Source organism: Rosenbergiella australiborealis, assembly GCF_018494035.1.
Taxonomy (GTDB): Bacteria; Pseudomonadota; Gammaproteobacteria; order Enterobacterales; family Enterobacteriaceae; genus Rosenbergiella; species Rosenbergiella australiborealis.
Map to the genome: position 1 here is coordinate 17,796 of NZ_JABBFO010000012.1, position 13,821 is coordinate 31,616.

Annotated in this window: 20 protein-coding genes and 1 pseudogene; 12 read left to right on the forward strand and 9 right to left on the reverse strand. The window is 44.4% G+C overall.

Going from position 1 to position 13,821, the window contains the following annotated elements; all coding sequences use genetic code 11:
• Positions 1 to 46 precede the first annotated feature (46 nt).
• The 3 genes from HGT73_RS11780 to HGT73_RS11790 all read right to left on the reverse strand — a co-directional run bounded on the left by HGT73_RS11780 (position 47) and on the right by HGT73_RS11790 (position 3,490).
• A complete protein-coding gene (locus HGT73_RS11780; RefSeq protein WP_214215277.1) occupies positions 47 to 805 on the reverse strand; it encodes a MurR/RpiR family transcriptional regulator in 759 nt (252 codons plus the stop codon).
• 604 nt (positions 806 to 1,409) lie between these two features.
• Positions 1,410 to 2,687 (reverse strand): HlyC/CorC family transporter, encoded by a 1,278-nt coding sequence (locus HGT73_RS11785; RefSeq protein WP_214215278.1) that lies wholly within the window; start codon positions 2,685 to 2,687, stop codon positions 1,410 to 1,412.
• A gap of 11 nt (positions 2,688 to 2,698) precedes the next feature.
• Positions 2,699 to 3,490, reverse strand: a complete 792-nt coding sequence (locus HGT73_RS11790; protein WP_214215279.1) for a cytochrome C assembly family protein — start codon at positions 3,488 to 3,490, stop codon at positions 2,699 to 2,701.
• 168 nt (positions 3,491 to 3,658) lie between these two features.
• Here HGT73_RS11790 and ffh point away from each other — a divergent pair, with 168 nt between their 5' ends.
• The 5 genes from ffh (at position 3,659) to rplS (ending at position 7,161) form a co-directional block, all read left to right on the forward strand.
• Positions 3,659 to 5,020 carry a signal recognition particle protein gene (gene ffh, locus HGT73_RS11795; protein WP_214215280.1) on the forward strand — a complete coding sequence of 454 codons (1,362 nt, stop codon included), beginning with the start codon at positions 3,659 to 3,661 and terminating at the stop codon, positions 5,018 to 5,020.
• Between the two features lie 141 nt (positions 5,021 to 5,161).
• Entirely contained in the window at positions 5,162 to 5,410 is a 249-nt protein-coding gene (rpsP, locus tag HGT73_RS11800) for a 30S ribosomal protein S16 (protein WP_214215281.1), read from the forward strand.
• Between the two features lie 18 nt (positions 5,411 to 5,428).
• Complete coding sequence (rimM, locus tag HGT73_RS11805; RefSeq protein WP_214215284.1) at positions 5,429 to 5,977, forward strand: ribosome maturation factor RimM; 549 nt, start codon at positions 5,429 to 5,431, stop codon at positions 5,975 to 5,977.
• A gap of 33 nt (positions 5,978 to 6,010) precedes the next feature.
• Positions 6,011 to 6,772, forward strand: a complete 762-nt coding sequence (gene trmD, locus HGT73_RS11810; protein ID WP_214215286.1) for a tRNA (guanosine(37)-N1)-methyltransferase TrmD — start codon at positions 6,011 to 6,013, stop codon at positions 6,770 to 6,772.
• 41 nt (positions 6,773 to 6,813) lie between these two features.
• Positions 6,814 to 7,161, forward strand: coding sequence for a 50S ribosomal protein L19 (gene rplS, locus HGT73_RS11815; RefSeq protein ID WP_071434367.1), 348 nt, complete (start codon positions 6,814 to 6,816; stop codon positions 7,159 to 7,161).
• A gap of 130 nt (positions 7,162 to 7,291) precedes the next feature.
• On the opposite strand, the pseudogene HGT73_RS11820 reads toward rplS, so the two are convergent.
• Positions 7,292 to 7,494: pseudogene (locus tag HGT73_RS11820) on the reverse strand (phage tail protein); the annotation flags it as partial.
• 171 nt (positions 7,495 to 7,665) lie between these two features.
• The gene (locus HGT73_RS11825) at positions 7,666 to 7,815 is read right to left on the reverse strand and encodes a tail fiber assembly protein (RefSeq protein ID WP_276516247.1); all 150 of its coding nucleotides are present in this window, start codon (positions 7,813 to 7,815) and stop codon (positions 7,666 to 7,668) included.
• 314 nt (positions 7,816 to 8,129) lie between these two features.
• Here HGT73_RS11825 and adhP point away from each other — a divergent pair, with 314 nt between their 5' ends.
• On the forward strand, positions 8,130 to 9,140 hold the full coding sequence (adhP, locus tag HGT73_RS11830) for an alcohol dehydrogenase AdhP (RefSeq protein WP_214215287.1): 1,011 nt from the start codon (positions 8,130 to 8,132) through the stop codon (positions 9,138 to 9,140).
• 87 nt (positions 9,141 to 9,227) lie between these two features.
• Positions 9,228 to 9,659: an OsmC family protein gene (locus tag HGT73_RS11835; RefSeq protein ID WP_214215288.1), complete on the forward strand. Its 432-nt coding sequence runs from the start codon at positions 9,228 to 9,230 to the stop codon at positions 9,657 to 9,659.
• 29 nt (positions 9,660 to 9,688) lie between these two features.
• On the opposite strand, the gene HGT73_RS11840 is transcribed toward HGT73_RS11835, so the two are convergent.
• Positions 9,689 to 9,952 (reverse strand): hypothetical protein, encoded by a 264-nt coding sequence (locus HGT73_RS11840; RefSeq protein WP_214215414.1) that lies wholly within the window; start codon positions 9,950 to 9,952, stop codon positions 9,689 to 9,691.
• 39 nt (positions 9,953 to 9,991) lie between these two features.
• A complete protein-coding gene (locus HGT73_RS11845; protein ID WP_214215289.1) occupies positions 9,992 to 10,174 on the reverse strand; it encodes a hypothetical protein in 183 nt (60 codons plus the stop codon).
• 129 nt (positions 10,175 to 10,303) lie between these two features.
• Between HGT73_RS11845 and HGT73_RS11850 the strand changes: the two genes are divergently transcribed.
• From HGT73_RS11850 to HGT73_RS11865, 4 genes are all read left to right on the forward strand, one after another.
• Positions 10,304 to 10,492: a hypothetical protein gene (locus HGT73_RS11850; protein ID WP_214215290.1), complete on the forward strand. Its 189-nt coding sequence runs from the start codon at positions 10,304 to 10,306 to the stop codon at positions 10,490 to 10,492.
• 102 nt (positions 10,493 to 10,594) lie between these two features.
• Entirely contained in the window at positions 10,595 to 10,885 is a 291-nt protein-coding gene (locus HGT73_RS11855; protein WP_214215291.1) for an I78 family peptidase inhibitor, read from the forward strand.
• Between the two features lie 145 nt (positions 10,886 to 11,030).
• Positions 11,031 to 11,180: a hypothetical protein gene (locus HGT73_RS11860; protein WP_214215292.1), complete on the forward strand. Its 150-nt coding sequence runs from the start codon at positions 11,031 to 11,033 to the stop codon at positions 11,178 to 11,180.
• 125 nt (positions 11,181 to 11,305) lie between these two features.
• On the forward strand, positions 11,306 to 11,608 hold the full coding sequence (locus HGT73_RS11865; RefSeq protein WP_214215295.1) for a PsiF family protein: 303 nt from the start codon (positions 11,306 to 11,308) through the stop codon (positions 11,606 to 11,608).
• A 94-nt stretch (positions 11,609 to 11,702) separates the two neighbouring features.
• Here HGT73_RS11865 and proC read toward each other — a convergent pair whose 3' ends face one another.
• Entirely contained in the window at positions 11,703 to 12,515 is an 813-nt protein-coding gene (gene proC, locus HGT73_RS11870) for a pyrroline-5-carboxylate reductase (protein ID WP_214215296.1), read from the reverse strand.
• An 89-nt stretch (positions 12,516 to 12,604) separates the two neighbouring features.
• Between proC and HGT73_RS11875 the strand changes: the two genes are divergently transcribed.
• Entirely contained in the window at positions 12,605 to 13,045 is a 441-nt protein-coding gene (locus tag HGT73_RS11875) for a YaiI/YqxD family protein (RefSeq protein ID WP_214215297.1), read from the forward strand.
• 15 nt (positions 13,046 to 13,060) lie between these two features.
• Here HGT73_RS11875 and HGT73_RS11880 read toward each other — a convergent pair whose 3' ends face one another.
• The gene (locus HGT73_RS11880) at positions 13,061 to 13,741 is read right to left on the reverse strand and encodes a DUF2076 domain-containing protein (protein WP_214215298.1); all 681 of its coding nucleotides are present in this window, start codon (positions 13,739 to 13,741) and stop codon (positions 13,061 to 13,063) included.
• Positions 13,742 to 13,821: the final 80 nt, after the last annotated feature.

Sequence of the window (13,821 nt, forward strand, 5' to 3'; positions counted from 1 at the left end):
GGGGGAAACTAAGCAAATCTTTTCGTTTTCCAAATTTAGAAAACTATTATGCGATCTCAATAAACTTTTTAACGATAATATAAGCAACACTTTCCATGAATTTATGAGAGTGGTAATTAGACGTCATCAAATCAGGATAACCATTAATGGGTACCCATATATCTGTCTGGCCAGCAATAATAGACGGAATTCTCGTCGAGATGAGGAACAAAGAGGTATTATCAGGGATCAATGAGCACCATCTCTTTTTTTTCATCCAATCGCCGTTAAAGGTTAATATAACTACACAATCGACGATACCATATAGGGAGTGAATCAGCTCGTCGTTTTGACGATTGGCGAGGTAGACGGTTCGGGTAACGCTGCTCAATGTTTCTCTAAAAATATTAGCAATATTGAAGGTGAAATCGTTGGTGATGATGAGGATTTTATTTTCATTCACCATTAATTTAGCCATCTGTTCACACTTTTCTATTGGCAGATATTTATAAATATCATTAATTATTTCTCGCTCATCGCTTAATGTTAAATAAGTTTTTGAGTTATTATAGTGGGTGATGTTATTACGTAGTTCCGAAAAACTATCATAGCCGATTATTTTACAGAATTTCGTTATGCTGGAAGGCGTAGTCGTGCAATATAATGCCAGCACTTCTATATTGATATGGGGAAATTCCTCAATCTTTTCAATGATACCTGCTGCAATTCGTGTGAAGACGGTTGCCTTGCTTGAATGGAATAAATATTCTGAAACTTTAACATATAATGGGCTATGAAAAATATTGGGTTTATAATTTCCTTTCACGTAAGTGTCTCCAGCTTGATATTATTCATTATGGTATTTTATTATTTTTACCCCGGATAATTACGTAATATCCTTATCAAGCCTGATAATAGGCATGGAAGACATTGATCTGCGTCGCTTATCAATGCTATCCGCGTTGTACTGCTAGATTATCGAGACTGGCCTACTGCTCGGTCCGAGTGAATCAACATTATATCCAGTCGAAAGCGGAAGTCATGTGCAGCAAAGGGTAGTGTATACACCCACTTTTGATTTTACACCGACAATCCTCACAAGAATTGAATCCGTTTTTATTTAGGGGTGAAGCCACCTAGTTGCGGTAAGTTTGGTTACGTCATAGTCGGTAGAAAATCACGTATCGCAAGGTAGTGAAAGAGACGCGTTATGAATAAGCCTAATAAGGCGAGTGTCACTGAATGTTAAACTGCGCGATCGCTTCGAGAGGGTCCTTCTGTAAACTAGCTATAGGGGGCAAGCGAATTTGTAGCAGTGAGGTAAATCCTTGACCCTTAGGCCCGGGTGAGTAGTAAAGTCGAATCATAGCGTGTAGTGGTAATTTAGAGTTAACGCGACGTTATAGGCGTCGCGTTTTTATAAGACGGGATTAGCTCTGTTTGAGGGGCTTATTCGGCATAACCCGTACTTGCTTCACCATATTATCTTGTACGTCGAGGATCTCGATGGCGTATTGCCCCAATTTAACTTTACGACTTTTTTCGGGGATCTCTTCAAGAAACTCTAATAGCATTCCGTTAATTGTGCGTGCGCCATCTTCAGGGAGATCCCAGCTGAAGGCTTTATTAATTTCACGAACATTGGCACTGCCTTCAATCAATACTGAGCCGTCATCTTGTGGCATAACTTCCTCAGCCAGAGACGGAGACATTGATGTTGTAAAATCACCAACGATTTCCTCAAGAATATCCTCGATAGTTACCAGTCCTTTGATATCACCGTATTCATCGATGACCAAACCGGTCTTTTTCTTATTCCGTTGGAATTTGACAAGCTGTTGGTTGAGCGCTGTTCCTTCTGGGATAAAGTAGATCTCATCAGCGGCACGTAGCAAGTTCTCTTTGGTGAACTCACGTTTATCGTTCATTATCCGCCAAGCTTCACGAACCCGTAGCATTCCGACGCAGTCTTCAAGGGTATCGCGGTAGAGTACCAAGCGGCCATGTGGCGAGTGTGTCAGCTGACGACTTAGCGTTTTCCAGTCATCATTAACGTTAATCCCTACAATTTCATTACGCGGGATCATAATGTCATCGACGGTAACTTTCTCCAAATCGAGTACGGACAGCAACATATCTTGATTACGACGCGACATTAAATTACGCGATTCATAGACGATAGTTCGCAGCTCCTCTTTGCTCAGGGCAGAGCTCATCGACGTTTCTGTTTTAATTCCAACCAAGCGCATTAAAAAACGAGTAATGGTATTCAATAACCAGACAATAGGAAGCATGATTGTCTGAATCGGACCGAGCAGTAAGCTACTTGGATAAGCGACTTTTTCGGGATAAAGCGCAGCGATTGTTTTCGGTAGCACCTCGGCAAAAATTAATACCACGAAGGTTAATATCCCGGTCGCTATCGCCACGCCAGCATTGCCATAGAGCCGCATTCCAACAATAGTGGCGAGAGACGAAGCGAGTATGTTGACAAGATTGTTGCCAATAAGCACTAGACTTATTAATAAATCAGGGCGTTTTAGCAGTTTTTCGACCCGTTTTGCTGCCCGATTGCCTTGCTTAGCATGGTGACGAAGTTTGTAGCGATTGAGCGTCATCATCCCGGTCTCAGAACCGGCAAACCAAGCAGAAACTAAAACCATAACAACGAGAATAATAATCAACGACGTGGTCGAGACAGAGTCCACTGAAACAATCCTTAATGAGTGAGTAATTGCTGTAGCACACGACTACCAAAATAAGCCATGGTCAATAGCACGGCACCACTACAGTTAAACCAGACGACACGTCGTCCACGCCAACCTTTTTGGTAATGGCCCCACAGTAAAATGAGATAAACAAACCAAGCTAGAAAAGAAAGAATAGCCTTATCCATATTCTCAGCACTAAAAAAATCTTGTAAATAAAAGATTCCACTCGTTAAAACTAAGGTAAGTAAAATAAAGCCAACTTGGGTGATGTGGAACATTTTACGTTCTAAAACCATAAGCGGTGGCATTTCATGATTGAACGTTAATTTTTTATTCTTGAGCTGATAATCAATCCATACTAACTGTAACGCATACAAGGCCGCAATAATCAACGTAGCATAAGCAAAAAGTGCAAAGCCTATATGGATCAAAATACCCGGTGTTGCTTCGAGATGCGTCAAAAACGCATTGGGAACGAAGGTCGCGAAAGCGAGATTGATCAACGCAAAGGTATAAACAAAAGGTAGCAGCAACCAGCCCCGATTACGCGACACCACAATGGTCATGATCGCACAGATAATCAGGCTAATTAGCGAACCGATATTGAGTAAGCTGAAGTTATGGCTATTTTCCAGCGTAAAAATACGCTCTTCGATCGCGACACCATGACAAATCAGCGCCACAATAGCGGAAAACATTGCCATCATTCGCCAGCCATTACTACGCGTCAGTAGGCTTGGTATGATTAAGGCAAGACTTAGGGAATAGGCGAATAACGCCACGATCGCAAACACAGACATAGATGATGGATTCGTTTAAATTTTACCATTAAACGTCCAGTATAACGTTACCTGCAGTCTGCGCCAAACGATCTCAGTACAATTGCAGAGATCTCTGTAACTTCATGCTATGATAGGCACAATATGTCTCACAGGCGGCTTCGCCAACCCACATCTGAGTCGTGAATAATGTTTGATAACTTAACAGATAGATTGTCGCAAACATTGCGAAATATTAGCGGTCGCGGCAGACTGACCGAAGAAAATATCAAAGAAACGCTGCGTGAAGTTCGCATGGCGTTACTGGAGGCGGACGTTGCTCTCCCTGTGGTGCGTGAGTTTATCGCCCGCGTCAAGGAGAGTGCGGTCGGACACGATGTCAACAAAAGCCTGACTCCAGGGCAAGAGTTCATTAAAATTGTCCGTGATGAACTGATTGCCGCAATGGGGGCTGAAAATAATACCCTTAATCTAGCGGCACAACCCCCTGCGGTCATATTAATGGCCGGCCTACAAGGGGCGGGTAAAACAACAAGTGTCGGTAAACTGGGTAAATTTCTGCGCGAAAAGCAGAAGAAAAAAGTCTTGGTTGTTTCTGCAGACGTCTATCGCCCAGCGGCGATTCGCCAGCTTGAAACCTTAGCCGAGCAAGTGAACATCGACTTCTTCCCTTCCGACGTGAGTCAGAAGCCGGTAGATATCGTTAATCACGCTTTAAAAGAAGCTAAGTTAAAATTCTATGACGTATTAATCGTCGATACCGCCGGTCGTCTACACGTTGATGAAGCGATGATGGACGAGATCAAAGACGTCCATGCTGCACTTAATCCGGTTGAAACCCTGTTTGTCGTTGATGCGATGACCGGTCAGGATGCCGCAAATACGGCGAAGGCATTTAATGAAGCCCTGCCGCTTACTGGTGTCGTTTTAACCAAAGTTGACGGCGATGCGCGCGGTGGTGCAGCGCTCTCCATCCGTCATATAACCGGTAAACCTATCAAGTTTATGGGGGTCGGTGAAAAAACCGAAGCCTTAGACCCGTTCTATCCCGATCGTATAGCGTCCCGCATCTTAGGCATGGGCGACATGCTCTCTCTGATCGAAGATATCGAGAGCAAAGTTGACCATAAAGAAGCGGAGAAACTCGCGAAGAAGCTGAAAAGTGGCGATGGTTTCGACTTAGATGACTTCCTGCAGCAGTTAAAGCAGATGCGAAACATGGGTGGACTCACCAGCCTAATGGGTAAATTGCCCGGTATGGGACAGTTGCCAGAGAACATGAAGTCGCAAATGGACGATAAAGTATTAGTCCGTATGGAAGCGATTATTAATTCGATGACACGTCAAGAGCGTGCGAAGCCTGAAATCATTAAAGGTTCTCGTAAACGTCGTATTGCTAATGGATGTGGCTTACAAGTTCAAGACGTTAACCGTCTGCTAAAACAGTTTGATGATATGCAGCGGATGATGAAGAAAATGAAGAAGGGCGGTATGGCCAAGATGATGCGTGGCATGAAAGGAATGATGCCTCCTGGATTCCCTGGGCGTTAAGCCGAAAACGAAAAGACCCGGGCTTTTTACATTAGCGGTTGCTTTTTGCGCCAAAATCAGTAAAATTTTCGGGCTTTTATATTGCAACTGGGCCCCGTTCCTCGATGGGGCCCAGTTGTTTTATTAACTTAAGAGGATGTTATGGTAACAATTCGTTTAGCACGTCACGGCGCAAAAAAGCGTCCGTTCTACCAAGTGGTTGTCACTGATAGCCGCAATGCACGTAACGGTCGTTTCATCGAGCGTGTTGGTTTCTTCAACCCGGTTGCATCTGGCCAGGCTGAAGGTCTGCGTCTTGATTTAGATCGCATTGAACACTGGGTTGGTCAGGGTGCAACTCTGTCTGATCGTGTGAATGCACTGATCAAAGAAGCAAAAAAAGCAGCTTAATCTGTCACGGTGGTGAGCATGACCAAAATTAACTCCGCACAGCCCCCGGCTAACCCACTGGTTTTGGGTAAGTTAGGTGCGCCCTACGGGATTCGCGGTTGGCTCAAAGTGTTTTCCTCCACCGAAAATGCTGAAAGTATTTTTGACTATCAACCTTGGTTTATTCATCACGCCGGTAAATGGCAGTTGATTGAACTGGAGAGTTGGCGTCATCACAATCAGGATCTAATCATCAAGGTCAAAGGTATTGATGATCGTGATGCAGCAGCCCAATTGACGAATGCCGAAATATCGGTTAACGCTGCTGACTTGCCTGCGTTGGATAATGGTGATTACTACTGGAAAGACCTAATGGGTTGTAAGGTAGTTAACCTCCAAGGCTACGAAATGGGAAAAGTCATTGATTTGATGGAAACCGGATCGAACGACGTATTAGTCGTTAAGGCAAACCTGAAAGATGCTTTTGGTGCGAAGGAACGGTTAATCCCGTTTCTTGATGGACAGGTTATCAGAAAAGTCGATCTCGCAACTTCAACAATTGAAGTTGATTGGGATCCTGGTTTTTGATCTCCGGATATCACGGTAACTGAGCGACGAAATATGTGGATTGGTGTTATCACCCTGTTTCCTGAAATGTTTCGTGCGATTACCGAGTACGGGGTAACTGGCCGAGCGGTCAAAAATGGCCTGCTAGACATTCAATGCTGGAGTCCTCGTGATTTCACGCATGACAAGCACCGTACCGTGGACGATCGTCCTTATGGTGGGGGGCCTGGAATGTTAATGATGGTGCAGCCTTTACGGGATGCTATTCATGCAGCACGAGCCGCAGCGGGTGAGAATGCGAAAGTCATTTATCTCTCGCCTCAAGGTCGCAAACTCGATCAACAAGGAGTTTGTGAATTAGCGACACAGCACAAATTAATTTTTGTCTGTGGTCGTTACGAAGGGATTGATGAGCGTGTAATTAATGCCGAAGTTGATGAAGAATGGTCAATTGGCGATTACGTGTTAAGTGGTGGAGAGTTACCGGCCATGACGATGATTGACTCAGTCTCTCGGTTTATTCCTGGAGTATTGGGAAAACAAGCGTCGGCAGATGAGGATTCTTTCTCTGACGGTTTACTCGATTGCCCACATTATACCCGACCTGAGGTGTTAGAAGGCGAAGAGGTCCCAGCAGTACTTCTGTCGGGAAATCATGCTGAGATAAAGCGCTGGCGTATGAAACAGTCGCTAGGACGTACTTGGTTAAGAAGACCTGAACTTCTGGAAAACCTGGCTCTGACTGAAGAGCAAGTAAAATTGTTGAACGCGTTCCGTCAGGAACATCAACAACAACATGATGATGAGGAAGTCTGACTTCCCTTAATATCAGTTTACCCAGGATAAGAGATACAATTATGAGCAACATTATTAAACAAATTGAACAAGAGCAGATGAAACAGGACGTACCTTCCTTCCGTCCAGGTGACAACGTGGAAGTGAAAGTATGGGTCGTTGAAGGTTCTAAAAAACGTCTGCAGGCATTCGAGGGCGTGGTTATCGCTATTCGTAACCGCGGTCTGCACTCTGCATTCACTGTTCGTAAGATTTCAAACGGCGAAGGTGTTGAGCGTGTTTTCCAAACTCACTCACCTGTCATTGACAGCATCACTGTCAAACGTCGTGGTGCTGTACGTCAAGCTAAACTGTACTACCTGCGTGAGCGTACTGGTAAGTCAGCTCGTATCAAAGAGCGTCTTAGCTAAGGTCTCGCTAACGCGACATCGACAAGTTAATAATGAACAAGGGGTTGGCCAATGGTCAGCCCCTTTTTTTTGAAGTGGCAGCAAATTGGCAGCAGGCATAAAAAAACCGCTTTCGCGGGCTTCATCAGTGGAGAAAGTCCAGCCAGATAACCATGATTTCGCGTTGGCTGAAGTTCTGATGATACAGGCGGGCTTCGGAAATGGTTTTGCATTCCCACGCCGAGACGTAGGCAAAGGCACACAGCTGGCAAGCCCGGTCGCCATCGCAAGTGAGTCGAGTCCCGGCACGCGGAGAATTCGCGGCTTCACATTGAGCTGGGTCTTAGCGGCGAGCGTGGACAGCTCAACATGGTTATCAGAAAAGTAACTGGTAAAGATGGGGGTAATAGTGGAGTTTGAGATTCGTTCGGAAGCTCATGCCGACAACGTCCAGGTTAAAGGCAGTTTTGGCCTTGATGAGAGCTATTTCCCCGACATTCTGCTATTAAAAATTTGAATAGAACACTACGGACGTAAAACGAAATTTCTATTCAATTTTTCCGGCAAGCTGATATCTGGTGCATGTGTGATATCTGCAGCCTGCACCGCCTGAATGTATTTTATCCACGACATCAACAGCGCTTTATCTGCATCGGTGATAATGCCGAGTAGCAGCTGCGTCTAAACTCTTGTTTGTATGTGGTGAGAAAATATATTTTTCACAAATTCTTTCTTACCATGCATTACCTTTAACTCTGGATCATTTTTAGTAATTGCCTTCATTAATATTATTTTTAATAAGCTGATAGTTTTAAATATTTTGAAAAAAGTAATGATATCTCTCAGACTAAATAATACATCGTCATCAATATTTATTAAATATTCTCAATAATCCACTGGGTGATAATTGATGTACATCAAATTAATCTATGCGGAAAGGCGTAGAGTAGATATGAATTATTTAACAGCATGGACTGAGAGGAATCGAGATGAAAGCAGCGATAGTCACTCATGATCATCAAGTAAGTGTTGAGGATAAAAGATTAAGAGAGTTGCAGTATGGTGAAGCGCTCCTCACTATGGAGTGTTGTGGGGTATGCCATACTGATCTCCATGTAAAAAATGGTGATTTCGGAGATAAAACCGGCGTTATTCTGGGGCATGAAGGGATTGGTATAGTCAGTAAACTTGGACAAGGCGTAAAATCCTTAAAGATTGGCGATAGGGTGAGTGTTGCATGGTTTTACCAAGGTTGCGGACACTGCGAATATTGTAATACCGGCCGAGAAACCTTATGTCGTTCGGTAAAAAATGCTGGGTATACTGTCGACGGAGGGATGGCGGAACAATGTATCGTCCATGCTGACTATGCGGTTAAAGTGCCTGATGGTCTAGATTCCGCAGCAGCTAGCAGTATTACCTGTGCCGGGGTGACTACTTATAAAGGCCTTAAAGTCAGTGATATTCGACCTGGTGAATGGATAGCTATTTTTGGCTTAGGCGGCTTGGGAAATTTGGCGCTCCAATATGCCAAAAATGTTTTTAATGCCAAAGTTATTGCTGTTGATATTAATGAACAACAACTGGATTTGGCGAGGTCAATGGGCGCCGATATTGTCATCAACTCGCGAGACCAAGATGCGCAAGCCATAATTCAGGAAAAATGTGGAGGTGCTCATGCAGCACTGGTGACAGCGGTGGCTAAATCTGCATTTCACTCTGCAGTTTTCAGTGTCAGAGCTGGGGCAAAAGTGGTGGCAATTGGCTTACCTCCTGAATCGATGGCACTTGATATTCCCCGCTTAGTGCTCGACGGTATTCAAGTCGTAGGGTCTTTAGTCGGTACACGTAAAGATTTGGCTGAAGCTTTCCAATTTGCTGCGGAAGGGAAGGTTACACCCAAAGTCGCTTTACGACCGATTGAGGAAATCAATACCATCTTTGAAGAGATGCAAGCTGGGAAAATTTCAGGTCGCATGGTAATTAACTTCAAAAAATAGTTGGCATCCCTATCCGCGTTGGTGGAAGAACTGGTAAATACTTCTATACTCTAACTGAAAAAACGTACTTTTTTAATGGGAGTAATTATGACGACTCTGAAAAGTGGTTCCGCGCATTGGGAAGGTAATATCAAGCAAGGTAAAGGAACTGTTAGTACAGAAAGTGGTGCACTGACTGCTCAACCTTACGGCTTCAATACCCGTTTTGAAGGTAAGCCTGGTACAAACCCAGAAGAATTATTGGGGGGTGCACACGCAGCCTGTTTCTCAATGGCGCTATCACTGATGCTTGGTAATGCGGGACATACTCCAGAAAGTATTGATACGACGGCGACAGTATCATTAGATAAGGTTGGCGAAGGATTTAAGATCACTAAAGTCGCGCTGAAAAGCCAAGTCAAACTCCCGGGCATTGATGAAAAAGAGTTTGATGAGATTATCCAACAAGCTAAGGCCGGCTGCCCTGTATCCCAGTTATTCGATACTGAAATCACGCTCGACTATACATTAAACGCATAATCCTTAAAGGTGGCACCCTCGGTGCTACCTTACTCTTCGCTTCCTCGCAATTTATACTCTCTTATTCGTGCTACTGTTGCAGTGGTGGTCGCTGAATCCAAGCGCCGTTTTACCACTTTCTTAGGATCTGCGGCAATGTATTCTAAAGTTGGTGAGCAATAAAAAGGGAGCCAACCACCATAACTACTTTCCCACTCCCAATGTACAGGGCATGGCCACAATAATCCCTCTTCGAGTGAGTAGTAAACCCAATGACCAATAGGTCGACGTGGGCGACGAACAACAGGTTTCACGTTATTATCTTCCAGTATACGACGGGCGATGCTTAATTATTACTCGGGACGATCACGATGCACTTCTCCACAAAGCAGCACAACATTGGGTCTCACTTTATGTATACGGGCTTCCATTTGTTGGCAAATGGCCAGAGTAGGATAAATAGTCTCTGTCACCGGTAGCGCGTCACAAGCATCATTCCCACATGCACTCACCAGTAATACAAATCCTATTAACATACCTGACTCCTGTTCGGGTAAAGGGAAGCTCATTGAGAAAATCTGAGTTTAGTTTCTACTATTCTGCCAGAAAAGTAGGAACTGAGTTACACTATCCTTGCCATAAGATTTTAGATAATAAGGTTTACTATGTCGGAAAATACCACTCGTCAGTATGAAAATATTGCTCATCCAGAAAAAAATCCCAAACAAGCCGCATTACAGTTAGTCGTTGAATTAGTCAGAGCGGGTAAGCTAAGCCCGTTGCAGGGCGATGCAAGTAATATGCTCTCGATCTATGAGCAATTTAAAACGCATTTCGAGCAAGATAGTCAGTAAATTTGCCAATCAGCCAATCAGCCAATCAGCCAATCGGGTGTGAATATCCTTAGGAACAACATCCGATTGAATTTCTCGTCTAATTAAGGGATTGAGGAGAATATGAAGCGTATCACCCTATTTTTTTGCTTAACCCTCTGTGCCACTATTACGGCCTGTAGTCATACACAGCCCCCTGCGTCAGCACAATACTTACCGGACGACGACATGTGTAGTGCCTCGCAATTTCAGAACTATGTCGGTAAACCGCTCACGGCAGCAGAGCGTTTACAACTTGATGAGCCAGTGCGGGTCATTCCTGCTTATGCCTCCGTATCTATGGATTTTAATCTTCATCGCATTAATTTCCTAGCAGATAAAACAGGCATTATTTCAAGCGTCTATTGCGGGTAATGAGTAAAAACCGTAACTAATTAGTATGTCTTGCGTTTGATTTTGGTAAGCAACAGTAATTGATTATTAACCCTAATCAGTTGCAGATTTTTCTGGTTCATTCCCGATGTAGAATTGGATCTCTGAGAAAAAGAAGGATGTGCAAATGAAAACATTAATTAAACTCTTAACGGTGCTTGCACTCACCGTCAGCTTAAGTGGTTGTATTCTTCCGCCTTGGGGTGGCCCAGGTGGAGGCGGTGGTGGTGGAGGCGGCGGCGGCGGTGGCTTCGGTGGCGGCCCTGGTGGACCGTAGACTTTTTTGTCAATCACGATAATTAACAAATAGTTTCTTCGTGCCCTTATTAAATGGTTGTATTCTTATAAGTAATTCTACAGGATATCTGAGAATTACCATGTGGACTCATAAGGAGAAGTCGAATGAAACAGATGTTAGTGACCCTTGCATTGGCAACGACATTAGTGGCAGGTTATGCTTCAGCTGCTGAGAAAACACCTCAACAACAAAAGATGACGGTATGTAATCAGAAGGCCAGCTCACAGAGCCTTAAAGGTGATAACCGTAAAAGCTTTATGAGCAACTGCTTGAAGAAAGACAGTAAAGTAGGCGGCCTAACTGCCCAACAACAGAAAATGAAGACCTGTAATGCAACGGCAAAAGATAAGAAGTTGGCGGGTGCAGAGCGTAAGTCATTCATGAGTAGTTGTTTGAAAAAATCATAATACGTATTCACTCAATATTGCTTATTGCCGATATTGAGTGAATTTATTAAGTAAAGCTGTTCTCGATAGAAACGTTAATCTCTACTGAGTTCGTTTATTTTTTGCTTAATGCATCAGATTTTGCAATGCAAGCCTGCATTGCTTGCATAATTGATGAGCGAAAACCCGTCTCTTCAAGTACTGCGACGGCTTCAATAGTCGTACCGCCCGGCGAACAAACGTTATCTTTCAATTCCCCTGGATGTTTACCACTTTCTAGTACCATCTCTGCAGATCCTTTAACCGCTTGAGCCGCAAATTGATACGCCTTTGCTCTTGGCATTCCGCCTAGTACAGCCGCATCGGCCATGGCTTCAATTAAAATGTAGATATAAGCCGGCGCAGAACCACTGACACCTACTACGGCATGGATTAAGGATTCGCTGACTACCTCGGCCTTACCAAAACGGCTGAAAAGGGTGACAACCGTTTCAGTTTCTTCTTCTGTCACTTGGTCATTAGGGGTAATAGAACTCATTCCCTCGCCAACTAAGCAGGGAGTATTGGGCATCACACGAACAATTTTTTGTTGTTGGGGGAGGGCGGAGGCTAGGGTGGCTAGTGTCACGCCCGCGGCAACGGAAACAATCACAGTCTCTTGGCGCAGATGAGCAGAGAGCTTTTTGAGCATGTCCGGTAATACATTTGGTTTAACGGCGGCAATTAAATAGTCGGCAGTTTGTGCGAGTTGTTCTGCACTGCTCATGGCAGTGACGCCAAATTTATCGTGAAGATCACTGTTCGTTTTGGGCTTACGATCGAAGACGAGAATATTTTTTGCCGGAAGTGCCTGACTATTTACTAGGCCACTGATCATTGCACTGGCCATGTTACCACAACCTAAAAAGCCTATTTTCAAATTTTCCATATTGCTATTGAACCTTCTCTATGACAAATCGACTGTAAGTTATTACTATACACAATTAACTATCACCCTGCGTAGAGATGGAGAATAACATGATATGGGTAGATGCTGATGCCTGTCCGGTAGTGATTAAAGAAGTATTATACCGGGCTGCAGAGAGAACCAAAACCGTGGTGACGTTCGTCGCGAATCAATCCTTACGTGTCCCCCCATCGGAATACCTAAAGACGTTACGCGTATCAGCCGGTTTCGACGTTGCAGACAACGAAATTGTGAAGCGTGTTGGAAAAGGCGAATTGGTTATTACCAGTGATATTCCGTTAGCCGCTGAAGTCTTGGAAAAAGGGGGAGAGGCCCTTAATCCGCGTGGTGAACGCTATTCTCGAGATACGATTAGGCAGCGTTTAGTGATGCGGGATTTTATGGAAACGCTGCGCTCCAGTGGTATTCCTTCTGGAGGGCCCGCAGCGTTGAGTCAGAAAGATCGTCAGCTATTTGCTAATGAACTTGATAAGTGGTTTCGTGCTGGTTAAACCTTAGTGAGTCGATTAGAGAAAACTATCGTCGTCATCACCAAAGCTACTGTCGCCAAAGAAGCTACTGCTATCGTCATTTTGCGGCGCATCCCAGCTGTGATCAAAGTTACTCGCATCGGCTTGCTGATTAAACGTATCAAAGTTTGAATCGTAATTAGGCTGTTCTAGCGGTGGCTCGTTGATAATATTTACAATTTCTTCTGGTTGTGAATGATGGAACATACTGGTTAGCATATCCGCCATTACAACCCCGCCTGCAACACCGACAGCGGTTTGCAGTGCGCCACCTAAAAAGCCCGTTCCACGTGCAGCTGGCTGTTGTGGTGCAGGAGCATAGCCTTGCTGAGGTGCTGCACTTTGCGGATTACTACCACCCCAACCACTATTTTGTTGCGGAGCACTTTGTGGACGGCTATTTCCACCACCGAAAAGACCGGAGAGGAACCCACCACTACTTTGTTTAGGTTGTTCTGCGATTTGACGCTCAAGTTGGGCAACACGGTCATTGAGTTTTTTCAGCGCGGCTTCTTGAATAATAATTGCTTGCGTCATGTAATAAGGGGCATCAGGTTGAGCTTGCAGGTGCTGTTTTATGCGTTGCTCTGCGCCGCTGTCTCGTGCACTAGATTGCGTTTCAGCTTGTTGCAGGCGACCAAACAGGTCATCAATAAGTTTTTGTTCATCAGTTTGCATCGAAAACCTCTCTTCTTCGTAATAGCGACAAGGTGCATTGGCACTCCTGTTAAAGCTTGGAACGCTCTGCGTAATAGATG

Bases quoted from the DNA above. Each gene is read 5' to 3' on its own strand.
- HGT73_RS11790 (WP_214215279.1), bottom strand. From the start codon at position 3,490: ATGTCTGTGTTTGCGATCGTGGCGTTATTCGCCTATTCCCTAAGTCTT.
- ffh (WP_214215280.1), top strand. From the start codon at position 3,659: ATGTTTGATAACTTAACAGATAGATTGTCGCAAACATTGCGAAATATT.
- rpsP (WP_214215281.1), top strand. From the start codon at position 5,162: ATGGTAACAATTCGTTTAGCACGTCACGGCGCAAAAAAGCGTCCGTTC.
- rimM (WP_214215284.1), top strand. From the start codon at position 5,429: ATGACCAAAATTAACTCCGCACAGCCCCCGGCTAACCCACTGGTTTTG.
- trmD (WP_214215286.1), top strand. From the start codon at position 6,011: ATGTGGATTGGTGTTATCACCCTGTTTCCTGAAATGTTTCGTGCGATT.
- rplS (WP_071434367.1), top strand. From the start codon at position 6,814: ATGAGCAACATTATTAAACAAATTGAACAAGAGCAGATGAAACAGGAC.
- adhP (WP_214215287.1), top strand. From the start codon at position 8,130: ATGAAAGCAGCGATAGTCACTCATGATCATCAAGTAAGTGTTGAGGAT.
- HGT73_RS11835 (WP_214215288.1), top strand. From the start codon at position 9,228: ATGACGACTCTGAAAAGTGGTTCCGCGCATTGGGAAGGTAATATCAAG.
- HGT73_RS11845 (WP_214215289.1), bottom strand. From the start codon at position 10,174: ATGTTAATAGGATTTGTATTACTGGTGAGTGCATGTGGGAATGATGCT.
- HGT73_RS11850 (WP_214215290.1), top strand. From the start codon at position 10,304: ATGTCGGAAAATACCACTCGTCAGTATGAAAATATTGCTCATCCAGAA.
- HGT73_RS11855 (WP_214215291.1), top strand. From the start codon at position 10,595: ATGAAGCGTATCACCCTATTTTTTTGCTTAACCCTCTGTGCCACTATT.
- HGT73_RS11860 (WP_214215292.1), top strand. From the start codon at position 11,031: ATGAAAACATTAATTAAACTCTTAACGGTGCTTGCACTCACCGTCAGC.
- HGT73_RS11865 (WP_214215295.1), top strand. From the start codon at position 11,306: ATGAAACAGATGTTAGTGACCCTTGCATTGGCAACGACATTAGTGGCA.
- proC (WP_214215296.1), bottom strand. From the start codon at position 12,515: ATGGAAAATTTGAAAATAGGCTTTTTAGGTTGTGGTAACATGGCCAGT.
- HGT73_RS11875 (WP_214215297.1), top strand. From the start codon at position 12,605: ATGATATGGGTAGATGCTGATGCCTGTCCGGTAGTGATTAAAGAAGTA.
- HGT73_RS11880 (WP_214215298.1), bottom strand. From the start codon at position 13,741: ATGCAAACTGATGAACAAAAACTTATTGATGACCTGTTTGGTCGCCTG.